Annotated in this window: 22 protein-coding genes and 1 riboswitch; of the genes, 16 read left to right on the top strand and 6 right to left on the bottom strand. The window is 64.4% G+C overall.

Annotated features, from left to right (window positions below; genetic code table 11):
* Positions 1-10 precede the first annotated feature (10 nt).
* Both mtr and KVY23_RS00890 read right to left on the bottom strand, forming a co-directional pair.
* Entirely contained in the window at positions 11-1,399 is a 1,389-nt protein-coding gene (gene mtr / locus KVY23_RS00895; protein WP_230554945.1) for a mycothione reductase, read from the bottom strand.
* A complete protein-coding gene (locus KVY23_RS00890; protein WP_230554944.1) occupies positions 1,396-2,436 on the bottom strand; it encodes an alpha/beta hydrolase in 1,041 nt (346 codons plus the stop codon). Before KVY23_RS00890 ends, mtr begins: the two co-directional genes overlap by 4 nt.
* Before the next feature lie 185 nt (positions 2,437-2,621).
* Between KVY23_RS00890 and mqo the strand changes: the two genes are divergently transcribed.
* The 11 genes from mqo (at position 2,622) to KVY23_RS00835 (ending at position 16,234) form a co-directional block, all read left to right on the top strand.
* Positions 2,622-4,157, top strand: coding sequence for a malate dehydrogenase (quinone) (mqo, locus tag KVY23_RS00885; RefSeq protein ID WP_230554943.1), 1,536 nt, complete (start codon positions 2,622-2,624; stop codon positions 4,155-4,157).
* Positions 4,158-4,169: 12 nt separating this feature from the next.
* Positions 4,170-4,646: a GNAT family N-acetyltransferase gene (locus KVY23_RS00880; protein ID WP_206510828.1), complete on the top strand. Its 477-nt coding sequence runs from the start codon at positions 4,170-4,172 to the stop codon at positions 4,644-4,646.
* Positions 4,620-4,771, top strand: a riboswitch (cobalamin riboswitch). (Overlaps the previous gene by 27 nt.)
* 146 nt (positions 4,772-4,917) lie before the next feature.
* Positions 4,918-6,801, top strand: coding sequence for an AAA family ATPase (locus KVY23_RS00875; RefSeq protein WP_230555036.1), 1,884 nt, complete (start codon positions 4,918-4,920; stop codon positions 6,799-6,801).
* A 13-nt stretch (positions 6,802-6,814) separates the two neighbouring features.
* Entirely contained in the window at positions 6,815-7,435 is a 621-nt protein-coding gene (gene cobO / locus KVY23_RS00870; protein WP_230554942.1) for a cob(I)yrinic acid a,c-diamide adenosyltransferase, read from the top strand.
* An 11-nt stretch (positions 7,436-7,446) separates the two neighbouring features.
* Positions 7,447-8,853 (top strand): cobyrinate a,c-diamide synthase, encoded by a 1,407-nt coding sequence (locus KVY23_RS00865; protein ID WP_268994611.1) that lies wholly within the window; start codon positions 7,447-7,449, stop codon positions 8,851-8,853.
* Between the two features lie 8 nt (positions 8,854-8,861).
* The gene (locus tag KVY23_RS00860) at positions 8,862-9,224 is read left to right on the top strand and encodes a cobalamin biosynthesis protein (protein ID WP_230554940.1); all 363 of its coding nucleotides are present in this window, start codon (positions 8,862-8,864) and stop codon (positions 9,222-9,224) included.
* A gap of 18 nt (positions 9,225-9,242) precedes the next feature.
* The gene (locus KVY23_RS00855) at positions 9,243-10,094 is read left to right on the top strand and encodes an LLM class F420-dependent oxidoreductase (RefSeq protein WP_230554939.1); all 852 of its coding nucleotides are present in this window, start codon (positions 9,243-9,245) and stop codon (positions 10,092-10,094) included.
* A 19-nt stretch (positions 10,095-10,113) separates the two neighbouring features.
* Positions 10,114-11,775, top strand: coding sequence for an alkaline phosphatase D family protein (locus tag KVY23_RS00850; protein WP_230554938.1), 1,662 nt, complete (start codon positions 10,114-10,116; stop codon positions 11,773-11,775).
* An 18-nt stretch (positions 11,776-11,793) separates the two neighbouring features.
* Positions 11,794-13,476 carry an ABC-F family ATP-binding cassette domain-containing protein gene (locus tag KVY23_RS00845; protein WP_230554937.1) on the top strand — a complete coding sequence of 561 codons (1,683 nt, stop codon included), beginning with the start codon at positions 11,794-11,796 and terminating at the stop codon, positions 13,474-13,476.
* Positions 13,477-13,487: 11 nt separating this feature from the next.
* On the top strand, positions 13,488-14,720 hold the full coding sequence (gene cobA, locus KVY23_RS00840; protein ID WP_230554936.1) for a uroporphyrinogen-III C-methyltransferase: 1,233 nt from the start codon (positions 13,488-13,490) through the stop codon (positions 14,718-14,720).
* Positions 14,721-14,731: 11 nt separating this feature from the next.
* Complete coding sequence (locus KVY23_RS00835) at positions 14,732-16,234, top strand: MFS transporter (protein ID WP_230554934.1); 1,503 nt, start codon at positions 14,732-14,734, stop codon at positions 16,232-16,234.
* 11 nt (positions 16,235-16,245) lie between these two features.
* Here KVY23_RS00835 and KVY23_RS00830 read toward each other — a convergent pair whose 3' ends face one another.
* Together KVY23_RS00830 and yaaA are read right to left on the bottom strand one after the other, a co-directional pair.
* Entirely contained in the window at positions 16,246-17,472 is a 1,227-nt protein-coding gene (locus KVY23_RS00830) for a DUF2786 domain-containing protein (RefSeq protein ID WP_230554932.1), read from the bottom strand.
* Positions 17,469-18,212, bottom strand: a complete 744-nt coding sequence (yaaA, locus tag KVY23_RS00825; RefSeq protein WP_230554930.1) for a peroxide stress protein YaaA — start codon at positions 18,210-18,212, stop codon at positions 17,469-17,471. Before yaaA ends, KVY23_RS00830 begins: the two co-directional genes overlap by 4 nt.
* Positions 18,213-18,308: 96 nt before the next feature.
* Between yaaA and KVY23_RS00820 the strand changes: the two genes are divergently transcribed.
* Together KVY23_RS00820 and KVY23_RS00815 are read left to right on the top strand one after the other, a co-directional pair.
* Complete coding sequence (locus KVY23_RS00820) at positions 18,309-20,060, top strand: proline--tRNA ligase (protein ID WP_230554928.1); 1,752 nt, start codon at positions 18,309-18,311, stop codon at positions 20,058-20,060.
* Between the two features lie 79 nt (positions 20,061-20,139).
* A complete protein-coding gene (locus KVY23_RS00815; protein WP_230554926.1) occupies positions 20,140-21,861 on the top strand; it encodes an acyl-CoA dehydrogenase family protein in 1,722 nt (573 codons plus the stop codon).
* A gap of 7 nt (positions 21,862-21,868) precedes the next feature.
* Here KVY23_RS00815 and KVY23_RS00810 read toward each other — a convergent pair whose 3' ends face one another.
* Both KVY23_RS00810 and KVY23_RS00805 read right to left on the bottom strand, forming a co-directional pair.
* Complete coding sequence (locus KVY23_RS00810) at positions 21,869-22,309, bottom strand: ferritin-like domain-containing protein (protein ID WP_230554925.1); 441 nt, start codon at positions 22,307-22,309, stop codon at positions 21,869-21,871.
* The gene (locus tag KVY23_RS00805; protein ID WP_230554922.1) at positions 22,306-22,818 is read right to left on the bottom strand and encodes a hypothetical protein; all 513 of its coding nucleotides are present in this window, start codon (positions 22,816-22,818) and stop codon (positions 22,306-22,308) included. Before KVY23_RS00805 ends, KVY23_RS00810 begins: the two co-directional genes overlap by 4 nt.
* A 132-nt stretch (positions 22,819-22,950) precedes the next feature.
* Between KVY23_RS00805 and rimP the strand changes: the two genes are divergently transcribed.
* The 3 genes from rimP (at position 22,951) to KVY23_RS00790 (ending at position 24,982) form a co-directional block, all read left to right on the top strand.
* Positions 22,951-23,520 carry a ribosome maturation factor RimP gene (gene rimP / locus KVY23_RS00800; protein WP_230554920.1) on the top strand — a complete coding sequence of 190 codons (570 nt, stop codon included), beginning with the start codon at positions 22,951-22,953 and terminating at the stop codon, positions 23,518-23,520.
* 3 nt (positions 23,521-23,523) lie between these two features.
* Positions 23,524-24,534: a transcription termination factor NusA gene (gene nusA / locus KVY23_RS00795; RefSeq protein WP_230554918.1), complete on the top strand. Its 1,011-nt coding sequence runs from the start codon at positions 23,524-23,526 to the stop codon at positions 24,532-24,534.
* A 64-nt stretch (positions 24,535-24,598) separates the two neighbouring features.
* Complete coding sequence (locus KVY23_RS00790; protein WP_230554917.1) at positions 24,599-24,982, top strand: YlxR family protein; 384 nt, start codon at positions 24,599-24,601, stop codon at positions 24,980-24,982.
* Positions 24,983-25,004 lie beyond the last annotated feature (22 nt).

Genomic DNA, 25,004 nt, shown 5'->3' with positions numbered 1-25,004 from the left:
TCGAGCCTCGTCAGATATCGAGGCCCAGTAAGGCGTTCTCCACTACCTCCGGCAGACCCGGATGGATCCAGTACTGACCACGGGCCATCTCGGTTGCGGTCGTTCCGAAGCTCATTGCCTGGATGAGGGGCTGCAGAACCGTCGGGGCCTGCGCGCCCATGACGTGCGCGCCGAGAATGCGGCCGGTCTTCCTCTCCGCGATGATCTTGCAGAAGCCCTCGCGATCCTCCATGGCCCAGCCGTACGCGACGTCCCCGTAGGACTGAGTTTTCACCGTGATGTCGAGGCCTGCCTCGAGGGCCTCGTCCTCGGTGAGGCCGACAACAGCGATCTGTGGGTGCGTGAACACAGCGGCAGGCACGAATCGGTGATCGAACGCCCGAAATCGAGAGGTGTCGTCCCACTCGCGCTGAAGCAGGTTGTACTGCACCACGCGAGCTTCGTGGTTGGCGACATGCTTGAGCTGGTGCTCCGAGGACACGTCCCCGACCGCGAAGACGCCTTCGGCGGTCGTGCGCCCGAACTCGTCGACGACCACCCGTCCTTCGTCGTCGAGTTCGATGCCGCCGGCTTCGGCGCCGATATGGTCACCGTTCGGCACACGACCGATTGCGACGAGCAGTGCGTCGCCGAGAACCCGCGTTCCGTCACGCAGTTCGAGGCCGACTCGGTTGCCCTCGGAGACTGCCAGCGCCTCGCCGGAATTGAGGTGGACGTCCCAGTTCTTCTGTGCCAGTTCGGTGAATCTGTTCGAGATGTCGGTATCGAGCCCACGTAGGACGTTGTCCTTGCGGGCGACCATCGACACCTTCGATCCCAGCGAGCCGAACACGTGCGCGAACTCGGACGCAATGTATCCGGAACCCAGGATGACGAGGTGCTCGGGCAGCGAAGGCAGGCGCATCACGTCCTCGTTGGTGTGGAACGCGACACCGCTCTCGCGTACCTGCTGCGGAACCACCGGTCGAGAACCGGCGGCCACGACGACCTGATCAGCTGTGATCACCTCACCGGTGCCGGTGTCGATCGTTCTGGGGCCGACGAACGATGCGTGGCCACGGAAGAGCGTGACGTTGTCACTTCCGGTTTCGCGATAGTTCTCCCCGCCGGCGGAGATGGGGTCTATTCGGCCGAAGACGCGGTCGACGATATCCGTCCATCTGACCTTCTCGATGGTCGAATCGATCCCGTACCGAGCCGATTCGCGAATGGTCTGCGCGACCTCTGCCGCGTAGACGAACATCTTCGTCGGAATACACCCGACATTCAGACAGGTGCCGCCGAACGGGGAATGCTCCTCGAACAGAGCAACCTTCAGATCGCCGAATCGCTCGTCGGGAATGGAGTTGCCGGAGCCCGAGCCGATGACGGCGAGATCGAAATGCCTGTATTCGCTCATCGAGCGGTACCCGTTTCGTTGTGGTCCTTGCCCGATTCGCGTTCGATATGGGCGCTGCGATAGAGCCAACCCAGCCATTCGTCGACCTCGTCGAATGCCCGAGTTCGCGGGATCTCCTGGGAGAGAAACACATCGTGCCGTGCACCTTCGATCGGTACGACGGTCGTTCGATCGCCCAAGCACCCTGCCCACCGCGCGATCTGGCGCACGTCGAGGACGGCGTCGGCGACATCGACTCGCGAGCTGTACTTGCGCGAGAAGTGCGTGACCTTCGAACGCAGGATCAATGATGGCACGCCGATGTCGAGCCCACGATGCAATGCAGCGTGACCCTGTCGAATGGCGCGGATCCAGCCGAACGTAACGGGGAACCCGGCGAGTGGCTTCCAATCCAGGTTGTATTCCCATTCGCCGAAGTGATCCTTGGCGAGGGAAAGTCCATAGGTGTCGAGGCCCTGTCCGGGTACCGGAGCCTTGGCCCTGACGCGTCCGATGACGTCGATTGCCGTGGTCCCGACGGTTCGCATCGCTGCGGGGCCCTGCAGGTCGAACCACGGGCTGTTGAGGATGACGCCGTCTATCCCCATTGCCGCGGTGCCCCCTTCACGCCGATTGCGCCTGTCGAGCCACAGCGGGAGGATGAGTCCTCCGGTCGAGTGAGCGGTGAGAACCACCGACCCCCCGCCGGTGTCTGCGCGAACCAGCGCGAGAGCCTCGTCGAGTTCGGCGTCGTAGATCGCCAGATCCGTTACGAAGTGCGGTGTCTGCCCGGCACGTAGTGAACGGCCGCACTTGCGGAGATCGAGGGCGTAGAACGCGAAGCCCTGCTCGGTGAAGTGCTCGGCGAGGTGCTGCTGGAAGAAGTAGTCGGTGTATCCGTGGACATAGATCACCGCACGCCGTGCGGGGCGAGCGTCGGCCGGCTGGTAGCGGACCAGCGTGGCTTCGACCTGCCCTTCGCCGTCCGGGTCGTCGCCGAGTGGGATGGTGGTCTGTTCGTAGCCGTCGCCGAGGACATCGGGCACCCAGGTAGTCACAGATCACAACTGTAGTTGGCAGTTCGGCGATGCCGTGAGGAGCACAATCGAGGTAGTGCATTTCGCGGGCGTTTCACGGGGCTTTTCACGGGGGTCGGGACGGGTATGTACGGGCGGGTAACGTAACCGCTACCTGAAGCAGAACTCGGCAACGAGTACTCACGGACAAGGAAGTCGAATCTCCAGTGTCAAACGAACAGCGTTCCAACGAAGAGCAGGTCAAACGGGTCAAGACCGACGTGGTTCTGGTCGGCGCCGGAATCATGAGTGCCACTCTGGGCGCGTTGTTGCGGCAGCTCGAACCTGAATGGTCGATCGATGTGTACGAGCGACTCGACGCGGCCGCTGCAGAAAGCAGTGACGCATGGAACAACGCCGGCACCGGCCACTCGGCCCTGTGTGAGTTGAATTACACCCCGCAGAACAAAGACGGTTCCGTCGATATCTCGAAGGCGCTCAACGTCAACGAGCAGTTCCAGGTCTCACGTCAGTTCTGGGCGCACAGCGTCGACTCCGGAATCCTCAGCGATCCGAAGAACTTCATCAACCCGATTCCCCATGTCAGCTTCGTGCACGGTGAAGAGAACGTGAAGTACCTGCGTGCCAGGTACGACGCGCTTGCGACGAACCCACTGTTCGAGGGTATGGAGTACATCGCCGATGCCGACGAGTTCACCAGGCGTTTGCCGCTGATGGGTCGCGGCCGCGATTTCAGCGATCCGGTTGCTCTGAACTGGAGCGACAAGGGCACCGACATCGATTTCGGCGCCCTCACTCGCCAGCTGCTCAACTACCTCGCGGGTGCAGGCGCAACCGTTCACTTCGGTAGCGATGTCCGCAACATCTCCAAACAGTCCGACGGCACCTGGGATGTCAAGGTCGCCAACCTGCGCACCGGGGCGAAGAAGACCGTCAACGCGAAGTTCGTCTTCGTCGGCGCTGGCGGGGGAGCGCTGCACTTGCTGCAGAAGTCCGGCATCGAGGAGATCAAGGGATTCGGTGGCTTCCCGGTGAGCGGTGAGTGGTTGCGCTGCACCAATCCTGATCTGATTTCGCAGCATTCTGCGAAGGTGTACGGAAAGGCGTCCGTCGGGGCGCCGCCGATGTCGGTGCCGCACCTCGACACCCGTGTCATCGGCGGCAAGCCGGGCCTACTGTTCGGGCCGTACGCTGGCTGGTCACCCAAGTTCCTCAAGCAGGGCAAACTCACCGACCTGCCCAGTTCGATCAAGCCGGGCAACCTGATGTCCATGTTGGGTGTCGGTGTCACCGAACTCGGATTGGTCAAGTACCTGGTATCCGAACTCGCACAGTCCGAGGCCGATCGCGTGGAGACACTGCGGGAATTCGCACCGACGGTGCTGGGCAAGGACTGGGAACTGGTTTCTGCCGGCCAGCGAGTGCAGGTGATCCGCAAAAAGGGCCGCGGCGGCGTCCTCGAATTCGGTACCGCAGTCATCAACGCCGCGGACGGCACCATCGCCGGCCTGCTCGGTGCATCTCCGGGTGCGTCGACGGCCGTGCCCGCGATGCTCGACGTGCTCCAGCGTTGCTTCGCCGACCGCTACGACGGGTGGCAGCCCAAGCTGAAGGAGATGGTCCCGTCGCTGGGCAAAAAGCTCGCCGAGGACCCCGCGTTGTTCCGCGAGGTGTTCGACTGGACCTCCGATCGACTGCTGCTCGACGAGTCGACTCAACTCGCACAGCCAACCGGCGTGTGATAGCAACAGTTGATGACTACGCAAGCGGCTGCCCTCAAGAGATCCTGGGCTCTGGATCTTTCCAACAACACTCTGTACGACCTGTTGAAGCTGCGTGTCGAGGTGTTCGTCGTCGAGCAGGCGTGTGCCTACCCTGAATTGGACGGCCGTGACCTGCTCGCCGAAACCCGTCACTTCTGGCTCGAGCGCAACGGTGAAGTCGTCTGCACTCTTCGGCTGATGGAAGAGCACGACGACGGTGAGAAAGCGTTCCGCATCGGGCGTCTGTGCACCCAACGTTCCGCTCGCGGTCAGGGTCACACGACTCGGATACTTCGCGCGGCATTGGCGGAGGTCGGGGAAGCACCGTGCCGGATCAACGCGCAGAGTTACCTCGTCGACATGTATGCCAAGCACGGATTCCAGCCGGACGGTGAGGAAGTGCTCGAAGACGGCATTCCGCACACGCCTATGCGCCGCGGCGGCGGTACGCCCTGGAACGAGTCTTAAGACAGCACGAACGAAGCCGACGCGGGGAAGTCCTGTGTGAATCAGGCGCGGTCCCGCCACTGTGTACGAGTGCACCGATACGTTCACTCGAAGCCAGATCACCGCTCGGTCTCGTAGAACACGGCGCGTCGTCCTCGGCGTGGCCGACACCGTCCCGGCGCGGAAACCGGGTTACGAAGGAGTATTTGTGCAGCAGGGCAGCGGTTCATCCAGCGACCGGGGTTCATCGAGAGTCGAGGCGGCACCGCAACCGGGGTACCCCTTCAGTGCGATAGTCGGCCAGGATCAACTGCGTTTGTCGTTGATCCTGTGCGCGGTGCACCCCGGTATCGGTGGCGTTCTGGTGCGTGGGGAGAAAGGCACTGCCAAGTCCACGGTGGTGCGCGCGCTCGCCGCCCTGCTGCCCGCCGTGGAGGATGGCGATGGGCCTCGACCGGCTCGACTCGTCGAACTACCGGTCGGCGCAACCGAGGACCGCGTCGTCGGTTCCCTCGATTTGGAGAAGGTGCTTCGGGACGGTGAGCGGGCCTTTCAACCGGGTCTGCTCGCCGCGGCCCACCGCGGTGTTCTGTACGTCGACGAGGTGAACCTCCTGCACGACCACCTCGTCGATGTGTTGCTCGACGCCGCGGCGATGGGCCGCGTTCACATCGAGCGTGACGGTGTCTCACATTCGCATGCGGCACAGTTCGTCCTCGTCGGAACGATGAACCCCGAAGAAGGTGAGTTGCGTCCGCAGCTGCTGGACCGGTTCGGTCTGGCCGTCGATGTGAGGGCTTCGCGGGAGGTCGACACACGGATGGATGTCGTGCGTCGGCGGTTGAACTACGAGCGCGATCCGTCCCGGTTCGCGGCCGCGTATGCCGATGCGGACGCCGACATCGCGCGCAAGATCCTCGCTGCCCGAGCAGCTCTGGACGCGATCGAGCTCGACGATATCGAGCTACGCCGAATCGCTGCCCTGTGTGCGGCGTTCGACGTGGACGGGATGCGAGCGGATCTGGTCGTCGCGCGAACGGCCACAGCCCACGCAGCATGGCGTGGATCGGAGAAAGTCGAAGAGTCCGATGTGCGCGTCGCAGCCGAGCTCGCCCTACCGCACCGCCGCAGACGGGATCCATTCGACGAGCCTGGCATCGACGAACAGGCGTTGGACGACGCCATGCGCGACGCCGCTGAGCAGGCAGAGTCCGAACGCCCCGACCCGACCGAGCCCGACCCGACCGACCCGGATGGCGGCGGCGCTCCCGACACCGACTCCGATGGTCCGCAACCCCCAGCCAGCAGCACGTCAGAGGACAGCACGTCAGAGGGCAGCGACCCGGAGCGGAGCGGAGCGCGGGAGAACAACGCCGGTGCACCGGCCAGCGAGTTCAGGGCCAGGTCGATGGAAATACCCGGTGTCGGTGACGGCGCGCCGGGGCGCAGATCCCGCTCTCGCTCGACTCAGGGGCGAGCGGTTCGCTCGACGACCGAGCGCGGCAAAGGACTGCACCTCGTCGGCACCCTGTTCGCCGCCGCGGAGGAACAGGTCGCCAGGGGCCGCACCTCCGGCCGATTTCGGCTGGAACCGGCAGACCTGCGTGGCGCGCTGCGTGAGGGGCGAGAAGGAAATCTCATCGTGTTCGTCGTGGACGCATCCGGATCCATGGCCGCGCGCGATCGTCTCTCCGCTGTGACAGGGGCGGTGCGCTCACTGCTACGCGACGCCTACCAACGTCGAGACAAGGTTGCAGTCGTCACGGTCCGAGGCCGGGAAGCGGACCTGGTGCTGCCCCCGACCTCCAGCGTCGATGTCGCGGCCACGCTGTTGCGTCGGATGAAGACCGGCGGCAGATCACCGCTCGCACAAGGGTTCGTCAAAGCTCGCGAGGTGGTGTTGCGCGAGAAGGTCCGCGATCCGTTGCGCCGAGCGCTGGTGGTCGCGATGACGGACGGTCGAGCGACCGGCGGCGTCGACCCGGTCGGTCGCGCGCGAATCGCGGCAGCTCGACTCGCCGCCGACGGTGTCGCGTCGGTCGTCGTCGACTGCGAATCCGGCATGGTTCGACTGGGACTTGCCGCCGACTTCGCCCGTCACCTCCAGGGCGGCTACGTTCGACTGGCCGACCTTTCGGCGGAGCAGGTTGCTGCCGTCGTTCGCGCCGCGGCCTGAGGGGGTTTGCACGATGCCACAGGGAGTGCCAAGTCCGGGATCGGTCCCCGACGACGGACTGACGACGCGACAGCGCCGAAACCAGCCGATCCTGGCCGTTCATACCGGTCCGGGCAAAGGGAAATCGACCGCTGCATTCGGGATGGCTCTACGGGCGTGGAACCAGGGTTTCGACGTAGGGGTGTTCCAATTCGTGAAGAGCGCGAAATGGAAGGTCGGTGAGGAGGCCACGTTCGCGTTGCTCGGTGAGCTGCACGAGAGCTCCGGGGCCGGAGGTGCCGTCGAGTGGCACAAGATGGGCGAGGGTTGGTCGTGGACCCGCAAGAAGGGGTCCGAGGTCGATCACGCCGCGGCCGCCGCCGAGGGGTGGGCGGAGATCTCCCGACGACTCCAGGAACAGACGCATCGCTTCTACGTCCTGGACGAGTTCACCTATCCGCTGAAATGGGGCTGGGTCGACGTCGACGAGGTTGTCGATGTACTGACACATCGCCCAGGGAATCAGCACGTCGTCATCACCGGCAGGGACGTCCCGCAAGCACTGATCGACGCTGCGGATCTGGTCACCGAGATGAGCAAGGTCAAACATCCGATGGATGCGGGCCGCAAAGGTCAGCGCGGAATCGAGTGGTGACTCCGAACGCGCTGAGCGCGTCGCCGCCCGCTGTCGTGATCGCGGCCCCGGCGTCGGGAAGCGGGAAGACGACGGTCGCGACCGGGCTGATGGGTGCGTTGCGCGCTGCGGGTCATCGAGTGGCGCCCTTCAAGGTGGGGCCGGACTACATCGACCCCGGCTACCATGCGCTGGCCACCGGTCTGCCCGGACGCAATCTCGACGCGGTCATGGTCGGGGCCGATCGCATCGGTCCGCTGTTCCTGCACGGCAGCAAGGGCTGTGACATCGCGGTCGTCGAGGGTGTGATGGGCCTCTTCGACGGCAAGATCGACATGTCCGGCGGCGGCGCAGCGTCGGCAGAGGGGTCCACCGCGGCGATCGCGTCCTCGATCGGCGCACCTGTTGTACTCGTCGTAGATGCTCGCGGTCACAGTCAATCTCTCGCCGCGGTCCTGCACGGTTTCTCGACCTACGATCCTTCCGTCCGTATCGGCGGGGTCATCCTCAACCGGGTAGGCAGCCCACGCCACGAGGAGGTGCTGCGGCAGGCGTGCGAGCGGGTGGGTGTACCCGTGCTGGGATCGCTGCCGCGGATGTCCGAACTTGCTGTGCCGTCCCGGCACCTCGGGTTGATCACTGCGCTCGAGCACGGCGGACTCGCGGCACAGGCCGTCGACGCGATGGCGGACCTCGTGCGCGAGCACGTCGATCTGGGCGCTGTACAGGCACTCGCCCGGTCCTCGGTCACGGGTGCTGCGTGGGATGCCGAGGCCGAGATCTGCGATCACAGCAACTTCTCACCCGTCGTCGCGATCGCCGGCGGCCCGGCCTTCACGTTCGGGTACGCCGAGCATGTCGAGTTGCTCCGGGCAGCCGGAGCGGAGGTCGCGGTCTTCGATCCCTTAACCGATGCGTTGCCCGAGCGCACGGCTGGCATCGTCGTTCCAGGTGGGTTTCCCGAGGAGCACGCAGAAGCTCTGGCAAGCAACGGTGAGCTGCTACAGGACGTGCGGGCGCTCGCGGGCCGCCAGATTCCGATTCATGCCGAATGTGCCGGGTTGTTGTACCTGTCCCGTTGCCTGGACGGTCACGCCATGGCGGGCGTGATCGACGTCGACGCGCGATTCGGCTCGCAACTCACGCTCGGCTACCGAGATGCGGTTGCGCTCGAGGACTCGGTGTTGTTCGAGGCAGGTGAGCGGGTGACCGGCCACGAGTTTCACCGCACGATGTTGGTCGAGACAGGTACCGAGCATGCGGCGCCTGCATGGGGATGGCGCAACCCCAGTGCGACTGCCGAAAAGCGCACCGTGCGGGAGGGATTCGTTCAGGGGCGAGTTCACGCCTCGTATCTGCACACGCATCCGGCGGGAAACCCGCGAGCAGTGAGTCGATTCGTCGAAGCCTGTGCCCGCTTCGCCGCAGTAGAGAGCTGACCGGGCCGATGGTCGACCGGGTCGTCGTCGGTCTGGGGGCCACGTCCTCCGCAACTGTGGACGACTGCCTCGAACTCGTCCGGCGAGTCGTTCGTCCCGAATGGGTTGTGGTCGAGGTGGCAACTCTCGCCGGCAAGGAAGCGTTGATCGGGCCCGTCGCCGACGCGCTGGGGGTGCCCTGGTCGGCGTGGACCGCCGAGTGTCTCGACCGAGTCGAGGTGCCGAATCCCTCGGCGCTCGCTCGCGGGGTCATCGGAACGTCGAGTGTCGCCGAGGCGGCGGCGTTGCTCGCGAGCAAGGGCGGCCGCCTCATGCTCGGGAAGGTCGGCGGCCGAGCGGTGACGATCGCCGTTGCTTGCACAGCGGACTAGAACACGTTCTAATGTCTCATGCGCTACGGATTGGTCTTGTTCACCTCCGATCGCGGCCTCACCCCCGCTGCGGCGGCCGCCGCAGCGGAACGTCACGGCTTCGACTCGTTCTACGTGCCCGAGCACACCCACATGCCGATCGAACGAGAGGCCGCGCATCCACGGACCGGTGACACCTCACTACCCGACGACCGGTATGCGAGGACGCTCGATCCATGGGTCTCGTTGGCCATGGCCGCAGCGGTGACCTCCCGCATCGGTCTTGGTACCGCCGTGGCGATCCCGGTCGAGCACGACCCGATAGCGTTGGCCAAGACCATCGCCTCACTCGATCATCTCAGCGGTGGGCGCGTGCGTCTCGGCGTCGGATTCGGTTGGAACACCGACGAGCTCGCCGATCACGGAGTGCCGCTCGGGCGCCGCCGCACCATGCTGCGCGAATATCTGGAGTCCATGCGCAGCCTGTGGTCGGACACCGAGGCGCATTACGAAGGCGAGTTCGTGAACTTTCGTCCCAGCTGGGCCTGGCCCAAACCCGCTCAGGGCAAGTCGATTCCGATCATCGTCGGTGCTGCCGGGACCGACAAGAACCTCGCGTGGATCGTACGTAGCGCGGACGGGTGGATGACCACACCGGGGGAGCGGGACATCGCGGAATCTGTGCTGCGCCTGCGCACACTGTGGAGTGATGCCGGGCGAGCGGGGCAGCCGGAAATAGTCGTCCTCGACGCCGCACCGAAAGGGGAAAAACTCGACCGATGGCGTGAGCTCGGGGTGACCGAGGTGCTGTACGGCATTCCGGACAAGTCCGATGCCGAGGTTCATGCGTACCTCGCGCGGCTGGCGGAGAAGCTGGCGCAGAGGTCGTAGTAGGGGCACTGTGTGAACAATGACGTCCTCACCCCTCGAGCTGGGTCCGCTGGTTCGCTACGTCGGTGCGCACGACGCGAGTTTCTGGTTCGAGTTCGATGCACCGGGCACGGTCCGGGTTAGCACAGACATCGGTGTGGCAGGCGAGGCCAAGACCTGGGGAATTCACGGTCACCACTATGCGCTGGTCGCGCTGACCGGCTTGCCTCAGAACACCGCACTCGACTACAAGGTCACGTTCGACGGCGTGAATGTCTGGCCGATACATCCGGAGACGGCATCGATCCACACCGTCGACCCCGACGGACCGGTCACCCTCGCCTTCGGGTCCTGTCGACGCGGTGACAACTACAGCGACCAATCGCTGCAGCGCATCGGCGCCGACGCACTGGCCGGTCTGGGCAATAGGATGGCGACGCAGGATTCCAGCCGATGGCCACAAGCGTTGCTTCTCCTGGGCGATCAGGTCTATGCCGATGATCCGTCTCCGGAGATCCTCGATCGCCTTCGTGCACGCCGCGGGGCGGGGCACGGCCCCGACAGTGTCCGCGGAACCGATGCAGAGGACGAGATCTGCGACTTCGAGGAGTACTCGTGGCTCTATCACGAGTCGTGGGGCGCCGAACCGGTGAGAAAACTTCTGGCGAGCGTGCCCTCGTGCATGATTCTCGACGATCATGACCTCCGCGACGACTGGAACAGTTCGGCGTCCTGGCGAGCGAACATCGAAACGAGGTCCTGGTGGAAGGACCGCGTCGTCGGCGCGTTCACCTCGTATTGGGTCTACCAGCACCTGGGCAACCTCTCACCCGCCGAGCTCGTCGAGGACGAGTTGTACGCGGCCGTGCGATCGGCGGCCTCGGACACCGAACGTGAACGGGTGCTCGCCTCGTTCTCCCTTCGAATCGATGCCGAGCCCTCCACCGGCCGGTGGAGTTTCTACCGCGACTTCGGCGACACTCGGCTGATCATGATCGACTCTCGATGCGCGCGGAATCTGGATCCGAACAACCGAGCCATGGTCGATGCCAGACAATGGGCCTGGGTGCGAGAACGCGCTCTCGAGGCGTCACCGAAGCACCTGTTGTTCGGGTCGTCGTTGCCTTACCTGATGCTGCCCGCGCTGCATCATCTCGAACAGTGGAACGAGGCGGTGGCACAGGGAAGTTGGGGTAGAGCGGCCGCTCGGGTGGGGGAGAAGTTGCGGATCGACCTGGACCTCGAGCATTGGGCTGCGTTCGGAAATTCGTTCGCCGACATGGCGACGCTCACTCGTGAGCTCGCGCGCGGCGAGGATGCTCCCGCGAGCATCCTGTGGCTTTCCGGTGATGTGCACTGCTCCTACGTTGCACGGGCGGAGTTCGGAGTCGGTGGCGATGTGCCCGCTACATACCAGCTGACGATGTCACCGTTCCGAAATCCCCTCGAACTACCCATCAGGGCGGTCAACCGCCTCGCGATCAAGAGACCGATGGCGCGCGCGATGGCCGCGCTGGCTCGTTCGGCGAACGTCGCACCGACCGAGACGTCCTGGAAAACCGAGGCAGGTCCGTGGTTCGACAACGGCGTCATGCTGCTCACCACCGACGGTGATTCTGCGGCGCTTCGGGTCGAGCATGCGTTCGTGAATGCCGCTGGAGTACAGACGCTCACGACCACGTGCGAAATACGATTGACCTGACTGACATAGTTGGTCGGTGTGGCGCACCTCGAACTGACCGACATCGATTACTTCCTTCCCGACGGGCGACAACTGCTCAGCGGAGTGGGGTTTCGTGTCGGTGACGGCGCAAAGGCGGCGCTCATCGGACCCAATGGAACTGGAAAGACCACGCTCACGCGCATCGTTGCCGGAGACATCGAACCGGACGACGGGGCCGTCACTCGATCCGGTTCACTCGGTGTGATGCGTCAGTTCGTAGGCCAACTGAGGGATGATTCGACGGTTCTCGACTTGCTGCTGTCGGTTGCATCGCCGGCCGTGCGGTCGGCAGCGAAAGCCCTCGACGACGCCGAGAATGCGATGATCGAGGCCGACGACGAGAAGACGCAGATGAAATATGCTGCTGCGCTGTCGGATTGGGGCGACATCGGTGGGTACGACCTGGAACCGTTCTGGGACAAGGTCACCATGGCCGCACTCGGCATGCCGTTCGACAGAGCAAAGTGGCGAGCGGCGTCGACGTTGAGCGGCGGCGAGCAGAAGCGATTGGTACTGGAGGCATTGTTCACCGGCTCGGACCAGCTGCTGTTGCTCGACGAACCTGACAACTACCTCGATGTACCCGGGAAACGGTGGCTCGAGAGAACCATCCGCGAATCCGACAAGTCCGTGCTGTTCATCAGTCACGACCGCGAGCTCATCGCCGCCGCGGCGACGCGCATCGTCACCCTCGAACCCGGCATCAACGGTGCGACATCGTGGGTGCACGGCGGCGGATTCGGCACCTACTACGACGCTCGCGAGGACCGCAACGCTCGGCTCGACGAACTACGTCGTCGGTGGGACGAGGAGCGGGTGAAACTGCGTGCGCTCGTGCTCCGCCTCCGGGAGAAAGCGAAGTTCAACGACGGTGTCGCGGCCCGCTATCACGCTGCTCAGACTCGACTCGCTCGATTCGAGGACGCAGGACCGCCCGAGGCCGTCCCGGTGAAACAGAAAGTGACCGTCCGGTTGCACGGGGGTCGTACGGCCAAACGAGCGCTTGTCTGCACAAGCCTCGAACTGACCGGTCTGATGAAGCCGTTCGATACCGAGGTCTGGTTCGGCGACAGGGTCGCCGTGCTCGGATCCAACGGCTCCGGCAAATCGCACTTCCTGCGACTACTCGCCGCCGGCGGCACGGATCCCGAGCGGGAGCACCAACCGGTGCAGGAGCTGGCGCTCGAGTCGGTTCCACATACCGGCCAGGCAGTACTCGGTGCCAGAGTTCGGCCCGGTCTCTTCGCTCAAACCCACACCCGACCGGATCTGACGGGGAACAACCTGCTCGACATCCTGCATCTCGGAAACGAGCACCGCGACGGGATGGGCCGTGAGGCATCCAGCCGTGCCCTCGATCGATATGGACTCGCCCTCGCCGCCGAGCAGCTCTACGATAACCTGTCAGGGGGTCAGCAGGCGCGCGTTCAGATCCTGCTGCTCGAACTGTCCGGAGCCACAATTCTCCTGCTCGACGAACCGACCGACAACTTGGACTTGCTGTCGGCCGATGCACTGCAGGACGCGATCGCCGCGTTCGAGGGGACCGTGATTGCAGTCACCCACGATCGCTGGTTCGCCCGCAGTTTCGACCGATTTCTCGTCTTCGGGTCGGATGGCCGGGTGTACGAATCGAACGAGCCCGTATGGGACGAAACGCGCGTGCAGCGTTCACGGTAGCGTTTCCTACCGTGCATGAGACTGAAACCGATGCGACTGAATCGCCCTACCTCGTCGGCCTGAATCTCTCGGGCAGGCGTGCGGTGGTGGTCGGTGGCGGGACCGTTGCGCAGCGCCGGCTTCCCTTGCTGATCTCGTCGGGAGCGCTGGTGCACGTCATCACGCGCGAGGCGACACCGGCCGTCGAAGCGATGGCCACCGCCGGGCAGGTGACGATGGAACTGCGGGATTATGCCCCCGGGGACATCGGCGATGCGTGGTACGCCATCGCCTGCACCGACGAGGCCGACACGAACGCCGCCATCGTCGCCGAGGCCGAAGAATCCAGGATCTTCTGCGTTCGTGCAGATATCGCCCGCGACGGCACAGCCGTCACCCCTGCGTCCGCAGAATACGACGGTCTGCAGCTCGGCGTCCTCGCCGGGGGAGCGCACCGACGTTCGGCGGCCGTACGCAATGCGGTCCTCGAAGCGCTGCAGTCGGGCGTCATCACCGATTCCGCGCACGCGCCGTTGACCGGGGTGGCTCTGGTGGGTGGAGGGCCCGGCGACCCCGACCTGATCACGGTGCGCGGACGTCGGATGCTGGCATACGCGGACGTCGTGGTGACCGACAGGCTTGCGCCACCGGAACTGCTCGCCGAGCTCGGGCCGCACGTCCAGGTCATCGACGCATCGAAAATTCCGTACGGTCGCGCGATGGCGCAAGAAGCGATCAACCAGGCACTCATCGACGGGGCGAGAGCGGGCAAATTCGTCGTGCGACTCAAAGGTGGCGACCCCTACGTGTTCGGGCGCGGCTACGAGGAGCTCGAGGCGCTCACCGCCGCCGGAATCCCGGTGACAGTGGTTCCCGGAATCACCAGCGCCATCTCGGTTCCGTCCGCGGCGGGTGTGCCGGTCACGCACCGCGGAGTCACGCACGAGTTCGTCGTCGTCTCCGGCCACGTCGCGCCCGATCATCCCGATTCGCTGGTCGACTGGAACGCGCTCGCCAAGCTCAAGGGGACAATTGTGCTGCTGATGGCGGTCGAACGCATCGAGAAATTTGCGAACGTACTCATCGACGGTGGCCGCCCCGCGACGACACCGGTGCTCGTCGTTCAGGAAGGGACGATGCGTACTCAACGTGAGGTACGCGCGGATCTGACGACGGTTGCGCGCAAGGTCAAGGAAGAGGGCATCAGGCCGCCTGCCATCGTCGTCATCGGGACCGTTGCTGGTTTTTCGGTGGACTCTCGGTAACGTGAACTTCCATGCCTGACCACTCCCAGCCCGCAGCGCGCGAAACGCAGATCGTCTACCCGGTAGTGACCAGGGCATTCGGTCTCGCCATTATCGTGCTGAGCGGACTTCAGCTCATGGTGGTTCTCGACGGCACCGTCGCCAATCTCGCGCTCGCACCTCTGCAGGCCGATCTCGGTCTCAGTGATGCTGGTCGCAACTGGGTGCTGACGTCGTACGCCCTCGCATTCGGCGGTCTCATGCTCCTCGGTGGGCGGTTGGGTGACGCGTTCGGACGCAAGAAGATGTTCCTCACCGGCGTGATCGTCTTCACGCTCGCATCGCTGCTGTGCGGGTTGGCGTTCAACGAGGCGACCCTGGTCGGCGCACGTGCCCTGCAGGGCGTGGGGGCCGCGATCGCCTCACCGACCGCGTTCGCGCTCGTGGCCACCACGTTCGCGCCGGGGCCCGTCCGCAACCAGGCGATCGCCATCTATGCCGCGATGACCGGAGTCGGTTCCATCGCCGGATTGATACTTGGCGGCGCATTGACTCAGGTGTCCTGGCGCTGGATCTTTCTCATCAACGTTCCGATCGGTGCGATCATCGTCGTACTTGCGGTGGTGTCCCTCAAGGAGACCGCCGGGGTGCGCCTCCCGCTCGACTTCCCGGGCGCCGTACTCGGCACGCTGGGATGTACCGGTGTCGTCCTGGCGTTGAGTGAGGGGACAGAACTGGGTTGGCTCAGCCCCGTAGTCGTCGGTTCGCTCGTCGCAGGGCTGGTCTTGCTGGGACTGTTCCTGGCCGTAGAGCGCAGGGCCGAAAACCCGTTGCTTCCGTTCTCGCTGTTCGCCGACAAGGATCGTGTGGCGACATTCGTGGCCATCTTCTTCGCCGGTGGCGTGATGTTCTCTCTGGCCGCGTTCGTCGCCTTGTTCGTGCAAGACATTCTCGGCTACAGCCCACTCAGTGCAGGTCTCGCGTTCGTGCCCTTCGCCTTCGGTCTCGGCGCAGCGGCATTCATCACTTCCAAGCTGGTGGTGCGAATTCAACCGCGCTGGCTCGTGATGACCGGGGCCGCGATCATGGTCGGCTGGCTGCTGTTCTCGGTACTGACGATGAACGCGGATTCGTCGTACTTCCCCGGTATCTTCTTCCCGGTCATCGGTATCGGGTTCGGCGTCGGCATGGCGTCGATACCGCTACCGCTGTGCGCCATCGCCGGGGTGCCCGCCACCGAGATCGGGCCTCTCACCGCCATCGCGCTGGTGGCTCAGACGTTGGGTGGGCCGGTTGCGCTCGCAGTGGTCGGTGCACTCGCCACCTCTCGCACGCTTTCACTCGGGGGCATCGCCGGACCCGCCAACCTCATGAACGACGCCCAACTGGGCGCCCTCAGTTCCGGATACATGTTCGCGCTGTTCTGTTGCGCGATGTTCGCCCTTGTCGCCGGACTCGCCGCATTCTTCATCCGATTCACCCCACAGCAGGTGGCCCAGGCCCAGGCCGCGCAGGAGGACGTGCAGTCGGTTTGATCGATCGCCGACTAGCGCGATAGATCCGCCTCGTCGGCTGCGGCCTGGCCTGAATGCCAGCCCTCGGCGTCTAGCCGCGGACCACGCATCGGCCGGGTGCTGGGAAAGAGTCGCTCGAATTCTTCGTCGACAGCGACGGACTGGGCCGCGAGCATCGGGAGCAGGTCACTCGACTGCTCGGATGCTTCCTCGAGTGTGCGCGCGTCGACCTCGGCGAGCCGCTCGCCGATCCGCACCGCATACGCATACAGAAACGCCTTGCCGAACGCCGCTGACGCCGACCCTTTGCGACGCTTGGCTTTGGGCGAATGCGACAGCGCTCTCGTGGCCTGGATGAGCAGCGATGTGAACAGAATTTCCGTCTGCTCGACGTCGACCGGAGTGCCGACGAGCGTGGCGACGGCGAACGTCGGATCCCAGATCGACTTCACACGGTTGACGGCGCCGACACCGTGCAACAACTGAGCTTTGGGTGGAGCATGCGGGTTGTCGATGTGTACGCGAACGCTGACGACCTCGACAGTGCCCTCGGTCAGCAGCAGGGAGTCTATGGAGTAGCGCGTCATCAACTCCTGCGCTTTCGCGGTGAGTGTCTCGGCCTCCTCCTCGAAGTCGGTGGCGTCGGCCTTCGCCAGCAAGCCGCGAATCCTGCCCAGTACCTTCTCGCTCGGTGCATCCGAACTTCTCGTCGATCGCGCAGCGGTCGGTGGGCGCTTCTTCGGCCATTGTGACGGCAGTGGACCGATCCGAGGCCAACGAGGAAGGGTCTGCCATTGACCCAGCAGTGCGAGAACGGACTGCCACAGATCGCTCTGAGCGATGTAGTCCGCAGTGCCGCTCGACCGCAGTACAGCGGCGAGGAAACTCGGGGAGGCCTCCACACGCGCGGCCGCTTGCGGATAGACGGCACAGATCTCCGACAGTTGCGCCACCCAGTTCTCGGGTGCGCGCTGGTCCGCGTTCGACAGGTCCGACTGATGCAGGATGGCGGCCGCCGCCAGCGAGGACACCGCGACACTCTGTTGCCGCCGAACGATGTGGATTAGGTCCAGGGGTTGCCACCCGGCCTCGTACATCGTCTCGATCATGTTCGTCAGGGCGACCGATCCCAGCCCCAGCGCGTCGGAGTTCTCCATCGCGATGAGCTGATCGGAGACATCGTCGACGATGCGCAGGTCTTTGCCGCGACCGAACGAGGCGTCGGCTCCGGCGCGGAGCAGTCCAGGAACGGGGTTCATTGCGTGATCACGACCAGTTCGACGGGTGAGGCGATCTCCACTTTCAGCCCAGCTTTCGCCGCGACCCTGGCCACGGCTTTGACGTCCTTCGGTTCGGCTGTGGTGAGCGTGAGAGCTCTTGCCAACAGCCCCTTGTGGTGCTTGTTGAAGTGGCTCACCACTGACCGGGTTCCGTCAGGCTTCTCGGTCAGCACTGTGGCTGTGATCGCACCTGGCACGGGGCCGAGCTGCTGGTAGATACCGGACCGGAGGTCCACGACGAGGCTGTCGGCCTCGGCGACCAACGCATCGGTGAGCTCGGGCGTCCAGTGCGCGCGCAACGTACCGAAGCCGGGGAGTTTTGAGCCGCCGGAGAGACGGTAGTAGGGGAGCGGGTCGATGGCTCGGACCGCGCCGAACAGGGCGGAGCCGATCCATAGGCGGTCGGCCGCACGTGCGCGGCCGGCCTTCGTGAACGAGCGCGCATCGAGGGCGTCGTAGAGCACACCGGTGTAGCGATCGAGCGCGGGCGTCGTCGCAGATGTCCACAGTGACGCGTTGCGTTCGATCTCGTCCGCCTGGGTCGGGCCGAGCCCGAGTGCCGCACTCGACGCGGGTGCGTCGTCGGCGAGTTCGACGAGCGCGTCGACCAGCTTGCGGCGGAGCGGCGTCAGCTCGGGCAGCGACAGGGCGGCAAGATCGAGAGGAACTCCGTCGCCGCCACCGGACTTGGTTTCAGACGGGGGTAGGAGAATCAGCACGAGGAACCACGTTACGCACCGACCGGGTGCCCAGCGCCACCCAGTAGTCCAGCCACTCAATAAACCAGTGGCGGGGACCGACTACTCTCGTATCCCGTGATCACCCGTCTCTCGCAGCTGTTCCTTCGTACCCTTCGCGACGACCCTGCCGACGCCGAGGTCGACAGCCACAAGCTGTTGGTTCGCGCCGGCTACGTTCGTCGTATCGCGCCCGGTGTGTACTCCTGGCTGCCGTTGGGTCTGCGAGTTCTGCGGCAGGTGGAGAGGGTCGTCCGCGAGGAGATGGACGCAATCGGGGCGCAGGAGATCTCGCTGCCCGCGTTGCTTCCCCGCGAGCCGTACGAGACCACCAAGCGGTGGACCGAATACGGTGATGCCCTCTTCCGGCTGCAGGACCGCAAGGGCAACGACATGCTTCTCGGGCCCACGCACGAGGAACTGTTCGCACTGACGGTCAAGGGCGAGTACAACTCGTACAAGGATCTGCCTGTCACGCTCTACCAGATTCAGACCAAGTACCGCGACGAGGAACGCCCCCGCGCCGGCATCCTCCGCGGACGTGAGTTCGTGATGAAGGATTCGTACTCGTTCGACCTCGACGAGGACGGGCTCAAGGCGTCTTACCATGCCCACCGCGAGGCATACCAGCGGATCTTCGCTCGCCTGGGAGTCGAGTACGTCATCGTGGCGGCGACCTCGGGCGCCATGGGTGGAAGTGCATCGGAGGAGTTCCTCGCCGCAAGCGATATCGGCGAGGACACCTACGTCCGCTGTATCGAGTCCGGCTATGCAGCCAACGTCGAGGCCGTCGAGACCGCCAGGCCCGATTCGCTGCCGGTCGAAGGCCAGCCCGCAGCCGAGGACTACGAGACCGGCGACACCCCGACCATCTCCACACTCGTCGACTGGGCCAACACTGCTGATCTCGGACGCACGATCACCGCCGCGGACACCCTGAAGAACATCCTGCTCAAGGTCCGCAACGCGGAGGGCGAGTGGGAACTGCTCGCAGTCGGTGTGCCCGGAGATCGCGAAGTGGACGAAAAACGACTGGAGGCCTCACTCGAGCCGGCCGAGTTCGAACTGCTCACCGATGCGGATTTCGAAGCCAATCCCTTCCTCGCCAAGGGATACATCGGGCCACGGGCCTTGCAGGCCAACGGTGTTCGTTACCTGGTCGATCCTCGGGTGGTCGACGGCACGTCGTGGATCACCGGTGCAGACGCCAAGGGTAAGCATGTGGTGAATCTCGTCGCGGGTCGCGATTTCGTTCCCGACGGAACGATCGAAGCCGCCGAGGTTCGTGACGGTGACATGTCGCCGGACGGTCGTGGGCCCTTGGTCACTGCCCGCGGAATCGAGATCGGTCACATCTTTCAGCTCGGCTCCAAGTACACCGACGCGTTCGCCGTCGATGTCCTCGGGGAGAACGGCAAGCCTGTGCGTCTGCTTCAGGGCTCCTACGGGGTCGGGGTTTCCCGGCTCGTCGCCGTCATCGCCGAACAGATGCACGATGAGAAGGGGCTCCGCTGGCCGGCCGAGGTCACTCCGTTCGACGTTCATCTGGTCGTGGCGAACAAGGACGAGGCTGCGCGCGCCGGTGCCGAGGGGATTGCGTCGGAACTGAACATTGCGGGTCTCGAGGTCCTCTTCGATGATCGCAAGGCCTCTCCGGGTGTGAAGTTCAAAGATTCCGAGCTTCTCGGTATGCCCCTGGTGGTCGTGGTCGGGCGAGGTTGGGCCGACGGCAATGTCGAGCTGCGCGACCGGTTCAGTGGAGAAACTCGGGAACTACCCGTCGAGACAGCCGCCGCCGAGATCGTGAAAGTCGCACGCCGCACTTCCTGATCACCACTGCCGTCCGAATTGCCACTGCAGTCGGTTACTCCTTGGTAGCTTCGAGTAACCGACTGTGAGAGGTGACAACATGGCACATGTTGAGCTGTTGAATCCCACGAAGTTCGATACTTCTCGATTCGACGAGGAGACAGCGCGTCAACTCCACGCCCTCATCTCCTTCTTCGAGAACCGAGGGAAGGCGCGTTTGCTCGCCGACGACCTCGACGCCGTCTGGACGGCCGACTTCCTCGAGTTCGTGGCGAAGGAGAAGCTGTTCGCCACCTTCTGCACACCGGCCGCATATGCGGACGGCAACCCCAACAAACGTTGGGACGCCGCACGAAACGCAGCGCTCAGCGAGATACTTGGTTTCTACGGTCTCTCGTACTGGTACGCCTGGCAAGTCACCGTCCTCGGCCTCGGTCCTATCTGGATGAGTGACAACGAGAACGCCAAACGTAGGGCCGCACAAGCACTCGACGACGGCGCCGTGATGGGGTTCGGGCTCTCCGAACGCACGCACGGCGCCGACGTCTACTCCACGGACATGGTGCTCACCCCGTCGGACAGCGAGGATCTCGCATTCACTGCTTCGGGGGAGAAGTACTACATCGGAAACGGCAACGTCGCGGGTATGGTTTCGATATTCGGTCGACGAGCGGATCTGGACGGTCCGGAGGCCTACGTGTTCTTCGCAGCCGACTCCTCGCATCCGAACTACGTGCTGCGTGAGAACGTGGTGCACGGGCAGATGTTCGTCAGCACCTTCGGGCTCGAGGACTATCCAGTCCGCAGTCAGGACATTCTCCATACCGGACCCGACGCGTTCTCCGCGGCCCTCAACACCGTCAACGTCGGCAAGTTCAACCTCTGCACCGGATCCATCGGCATCGCCGAGCATGCGTTCCACGAGGCGATCACGCACGCGCACAACCGAATTCTGTACGGCCACCCGGTCACCGACTTCCCGCACGTACGGTCCAGTTTCGTCGATGCGTACGCGCGTCTGATTGCGATGAAAGTCTTCTCCTCGCGCGCAGTGGACTACTTCCGCTCGGCGAACCTCGAGGATCGGCGCTACCTGCTGTTCAACCCGATGACAAAGGCAAAGGTCACCTCCGAGGGCGAAACGGTGGTGCGGATGCTGCACGACGTCATCGCCGCGAAGGGGTACGAGAAGGACACGTACTTTCGGGAGGCGGCACAGTTGATCGGCACCCTGCCCAAGCTCGAAGGCACCGTGCACGTCAACGTTGCGCTCGTGCTCAAGTTCATGCCGTCCTACATGTTCGCCCCCGTCGACTACCCCGTGGTAGGTGTTCGCGACGATGCTTCCGACGACGCATTCTTCTTCGCTCAGGGACCCGCCCGAGGAGCCAGCACCGTACGCTTCCATGACTGGGAAGCGGTCTACGAGAAGTTCTCCCATATTCCCAACGTCGCGCGTTTCTACGAGCAAGCTCAGGCATTCAAGCAATTCCTCAGCGAAGCCGCCCCCGACGAGGCTCAGCAGAAGGATCTCGACTTCCTGCTGAACGTGGGGCACCTCTTCTCGCTGATCGTCTACGGGCACCTCATCCTCGAATCGTCCGACGCGATCTCGGTCGAGACGCTGGATCAGATATTCGACTTCCAGATTCGCGACTTCTCGGGGTACGCCGTGGCCTTGCACGGCAAGCCGTCCTCGACCCCGGCCCAACAGGAGTGGGCACTCGGTGCGATTCGCAAGCCGACCGTGGATCGGCGCCGTTTCGACGCCGTGTGGGCCGAAGTGCTGACCTACGACGGTGCGTACGAGATGAATCCCTGACCGCGCATCACACTTGACCGGGAAACGCCGTGGTCCCCGGTACCTCACCGAGGATGCGGCGCCAAATGGCCAATCGAAGCGCGGCTTCGGTGAGGGCGATGACGGCGGTCTCCCGGGTGGGCCCGGACCTGCTGCGCTCGATCACCGACCGCCACGCGATGGAGGTGTCCACCTCGACCTGGGCCGCCAGTTGCGCGGCGCCGACCGGATCGGTCACCGGAAACGGGATCGCGTAGGCAGTCGCCGCAGCAGGGGCTTCGACGCTTGCCGCCGTCAAGGCGTCGATCGTCGCGTTCCGGCGAGCCCGATGAGCGGCTGCATTCGCCGCGACGAGGTCGGCGCGTGCCGGATTCGAGAAGGCGCCGACAACGCCGTACGCGAAGACGGCCGCGTACTCGGCATCGAGAGCATCGACGAGCGCCTGTTGTTCCACACCCAGTTCGTTCACGCCAGCACCACTTCCAGTTCGACGGCACAGGCCGCGCTGATCGAACCGAGAAGGCCGGCGCGATATCCCGACTCGTTGCGGGCCGAATCGGCCGCGCCACGCTGCGACTCGAGCAGGTAGGACTTCAGTTCGTCCAGCGTCGGCGGCGGCTTCGGCGTCGTGGACTGCGCCTGGGTCGTCTCCGCTGCCTCTGCCGCCGTTGTCGCGGGCACGCCTGCAACCCGAGCGATCTCCGCGGCGAGCGCGTCGGCGTGGCTGGTGCGTTCGGCGCGGACCACATCGAGCGCTCCGGCCAGTTCGGGTGCGAGCGCAGTCAATGCAGTGGCAGCGGTGGCATCGCGTCGCGCGAGCCGCAAGTGCGTTGTCAACGTGTCCACGGTGGCCTGCTCCTCGGCGGCCGAGGAGCAGGAGATCGCGCCGACCAGACCGGCAGTGCCCAGGACTGCGCCTGCGGTCCACCGGAACGCCGCACGGCGTGAGAGCGAACGAGTGATCTCCGGCGTCGGCACGCCCTTATCGTGCCAGGTGCGATCTTGCTCTCGTGCACCCGGACCTGGTCATCAGTGCCCGCAGATGGCGTTAAGCTGTACGTTCACCACGCGCTGGCTTTCACACAACTTCAACGAGGAGTTCCCACCACGATGCCTGTTCCGTCCAAGGAGAGGGTCATCGCACTCCTCTCCGATCTCGTCGAGGCCAGGGGGTTCGACCTCGAGGACGTCACCGTCGTCGCGGCCGGCAAACACAGTGCCGTAAAGATCATGGTCGACCGTGACGAGGGCATCGATCTCGATTCCCTGCCTGCGCTCAGTCGCGATATCTCCGATGTCTTCGACGCTGTATCGGATTTCGGTGAGGCGCCGTACACGCTCGAAGTCACCACCCCTGGGATCGACCGGCCGCTGACCGAGCCCCGGCATTGGCGTCGGGCGCGGGGTCGGATGGTCCGGATCCAACTGGCCGATGAGAAGTTCGATGCTCGCGTCGGGCTGCTCGACGGAGATGTCGTCACCGTTGTCACCCGGACCAAAGGGGTCCTGGCCACACGGGACATCGTGCTGGCGAACGTGGTCAAGGCAGTTGTGCAGGTGGAATTCTCGCGGCCCAAGGCTGATGAAATGGAGTTGGCGGGCGGCGTCGTCGACGGCAGGCCCGCCCCGGCCGACACCGACGAGATCGTGAACGTGGAAACACCGGAAGAAGGGTCTTGACAAGTGAATATCGACATCGCAGCGCTACGCGCTATCGAGGCGGACAAAGGCGTCTCGATCGAGACAGTGATCTCCACGATCCAGACAGCGCTGCTGACGGCCTACCGGCACACCGAGGGGCATCAGCCGCACGCGTGGATCGACGTCAACCGCAAGACCGGTTCGGTGCGGGTGATGGCCAAGGAGATCGACGCGGACGGCAACACCATCTCGGAGTGGGACGACACCCCCGAGGGATTCGGTCGTATCGCAGCCACGACGGCACGACAGGTCATCCTGCAGCGGTTGCGTGATGCCGAGCACGAGCGCTCGTTCGGCGAGTACTCCACCCATGAGGGTGAGATCGTCAACGGAGTCATTCAACGAGACACCCGGGCGAACGCGAAGGGCACGGTCATCGTCCGAATCGGCAGCGACGCCAACGGTGCGGACGGTCTGTTGCCGCCGGCAGAGCAAGTCCCGGGGGAGAGCTACGAGCACGGCGAACGAATCAAGTGTTACGTCGTCGGTGTTGCCCGCGGGCAACGCGGTCCGCAGATCACCCTGTCGAGAACGCACCCCAACCTGGTGCGAAAGCTCTTTGCCTTGGAAGTGCCGGAAATTGCCGACGGCTCGGTCGAGATCATCGCTGTCGCCCGCGAGTCGGGACACCGGTCGAAGATTGCCGTGCAGTCCACCGTGAACGGACTGAACGCCAAAGGTGCGTGCATCGGGCCCATGGGCCAGCGCGTTCGCAACGTGATGAGTGAGCTCGCGGGCGAGAAGATCGACATCATCGACTTCGACGAGGATCCTGCCCGATTCGTCGGGAACGCACTGTCTCCGTCGAAGGTTGTGTCGGTGACGGTGGTCGACGCCGTAGCTCGCGCGGCCCGCGTCGTCGTCCCTGATTATCAACTCTCGTTGGCCATCGGCAAAGAGGGGCAGAACGCCCGATTGGCTGCCAGGCTGACGGGTTGGCGTATCGATATCCGCAGCGATGCGGCGGTGGCACCCGAATCGACCAGCGGGTAAGGGTGGAATGCGGAGTTCGGAGCGATACAGCGGTAGAGTGGTCGGTGGTTCGGAAATGATCTCCATGCGTTCGTCTCATGAGAGCACCGGTTCGGCGGTAGACCGTCAGCCGGTGCGCACGTGTGTCGGGTGCAAGGAGAGAGCTCCGTCCGTCGATCTGTTGAGAGTCGTGGTCAGACCCTCGTACGGTGGATCGCAGTCCTCGGACTGGATCCTCGTACCCGATGTCCGCCGCAGGCTGCCCGGTCGAGGTGCATGGTTGCACCCCGTCCAGCAGTGTCTGGTCAACGCAGAACGGCGCCGAGCTTTCGGCAGGGCACTTCGCGTGCCGGGGCCGGTTGAAACCTCCGAGGTAGTCGCTTTCGTCGAAGGCGCTTCATCGGAAGGTCGATCACCGGAACCGGACGACAGAGTTACATCCGTCGAGAAGAACAGGCAACAGCACTGATGAGCACACCGTGAAGCACCAA

This window comes from Rhodococcus sp. I2R (genome assembly GCF_020889545.1).
Classification (GTDB): Bacteria; Actinomycetota; Actinomycetes; order Mycobacteriales; family Mycobacteriaceae; genus Rhodococcoides.
Note: the sequence above shows the minus strand (reverse complement) of the source record. Positions and strands in the feature narration are given on the sequence as shown.

Excerpts from the sequence above, each read along its gene's own strand:
- mtr (WP_230554945.1), bottom strand. The coding sequence starts at position 1,399 with ATGAGCGAATACAGGCATTTCGATCTCGCCGTCATCGGCTCGGGCTCC.
- KVY23_RS00880 (WP_206510828.1), top strand. The coding sequence starts at position 4,170 with ATGACTACGCAAGCGGCTGCCCTCAAGAGATCCTGGGCTCTGGATCTT.
- cobO (WP_230554942.1), top strand. The coding sequence starts at position 6,815 with ATGCCACAGGGAGTGCCAAGTCCGGGATCGGTCCCCGACGACGGACTG.
- KVY23_RS00860 (WP_230554940.1), top strand. The coding sequence starts at position 8,862 with ATGGTCGACCGGGTCGTCGTCGGTCTGGGGGCCACGTCCTCCGCAACT.
- KVY23_RS00855 (WP_230554939.1), top strand. The coding sequence starts at position 9,243 with ATGCGCTACGGATTGGTCTTGTTCACCTCCGATCGCGGCCTCACCCCC.
- KVY23_RS00850 (WP_230554938.1), top strand. The coding sequence starts at position 10,114 with ATGACGTCCTCACCCCTCGAGCTGGGTCCGCTGGTTCGCTACGTCGGT.
- KVY23_RS00835 (WP_230554934.1), top strand. The coding sequence starts at position 14,732 with ATGCCTGACCACTCCCAGCCCGCAGCGCGCGAAACGCAGATCGTCTAC.
- KVY23_RS00830 (WP_230554932.1), bottom strand. The coding sequence starts at position 17,472 with ATGAACCCCGTTCCTGGACTGCTCCGCGCCGGAGCCGACGCCTCGTTC.
- KVY23_RS00815 (WP_230554926.1), top strand. The coding sequence starts at position 20,140 with ATGGCACATGTTGAGCTGTTGAATCCCACGAAGTTCGATACTTCTCGA.
- rimP (WP_230554920.1), top strand. The coding sequence starts at position 22,951 with ATGCCTGTTCCGTCCAAGGAGAGGGTCATCGCACTCCTCTCCGATCTC.
- KVY23_RS00790 (WP_230554917.1), top strand. The coding sequence starts at position 24,599 with ATGCGTTCGTCTCATGAGAGCACCGGTTCGGCGGTAGACCGTCAGCCG.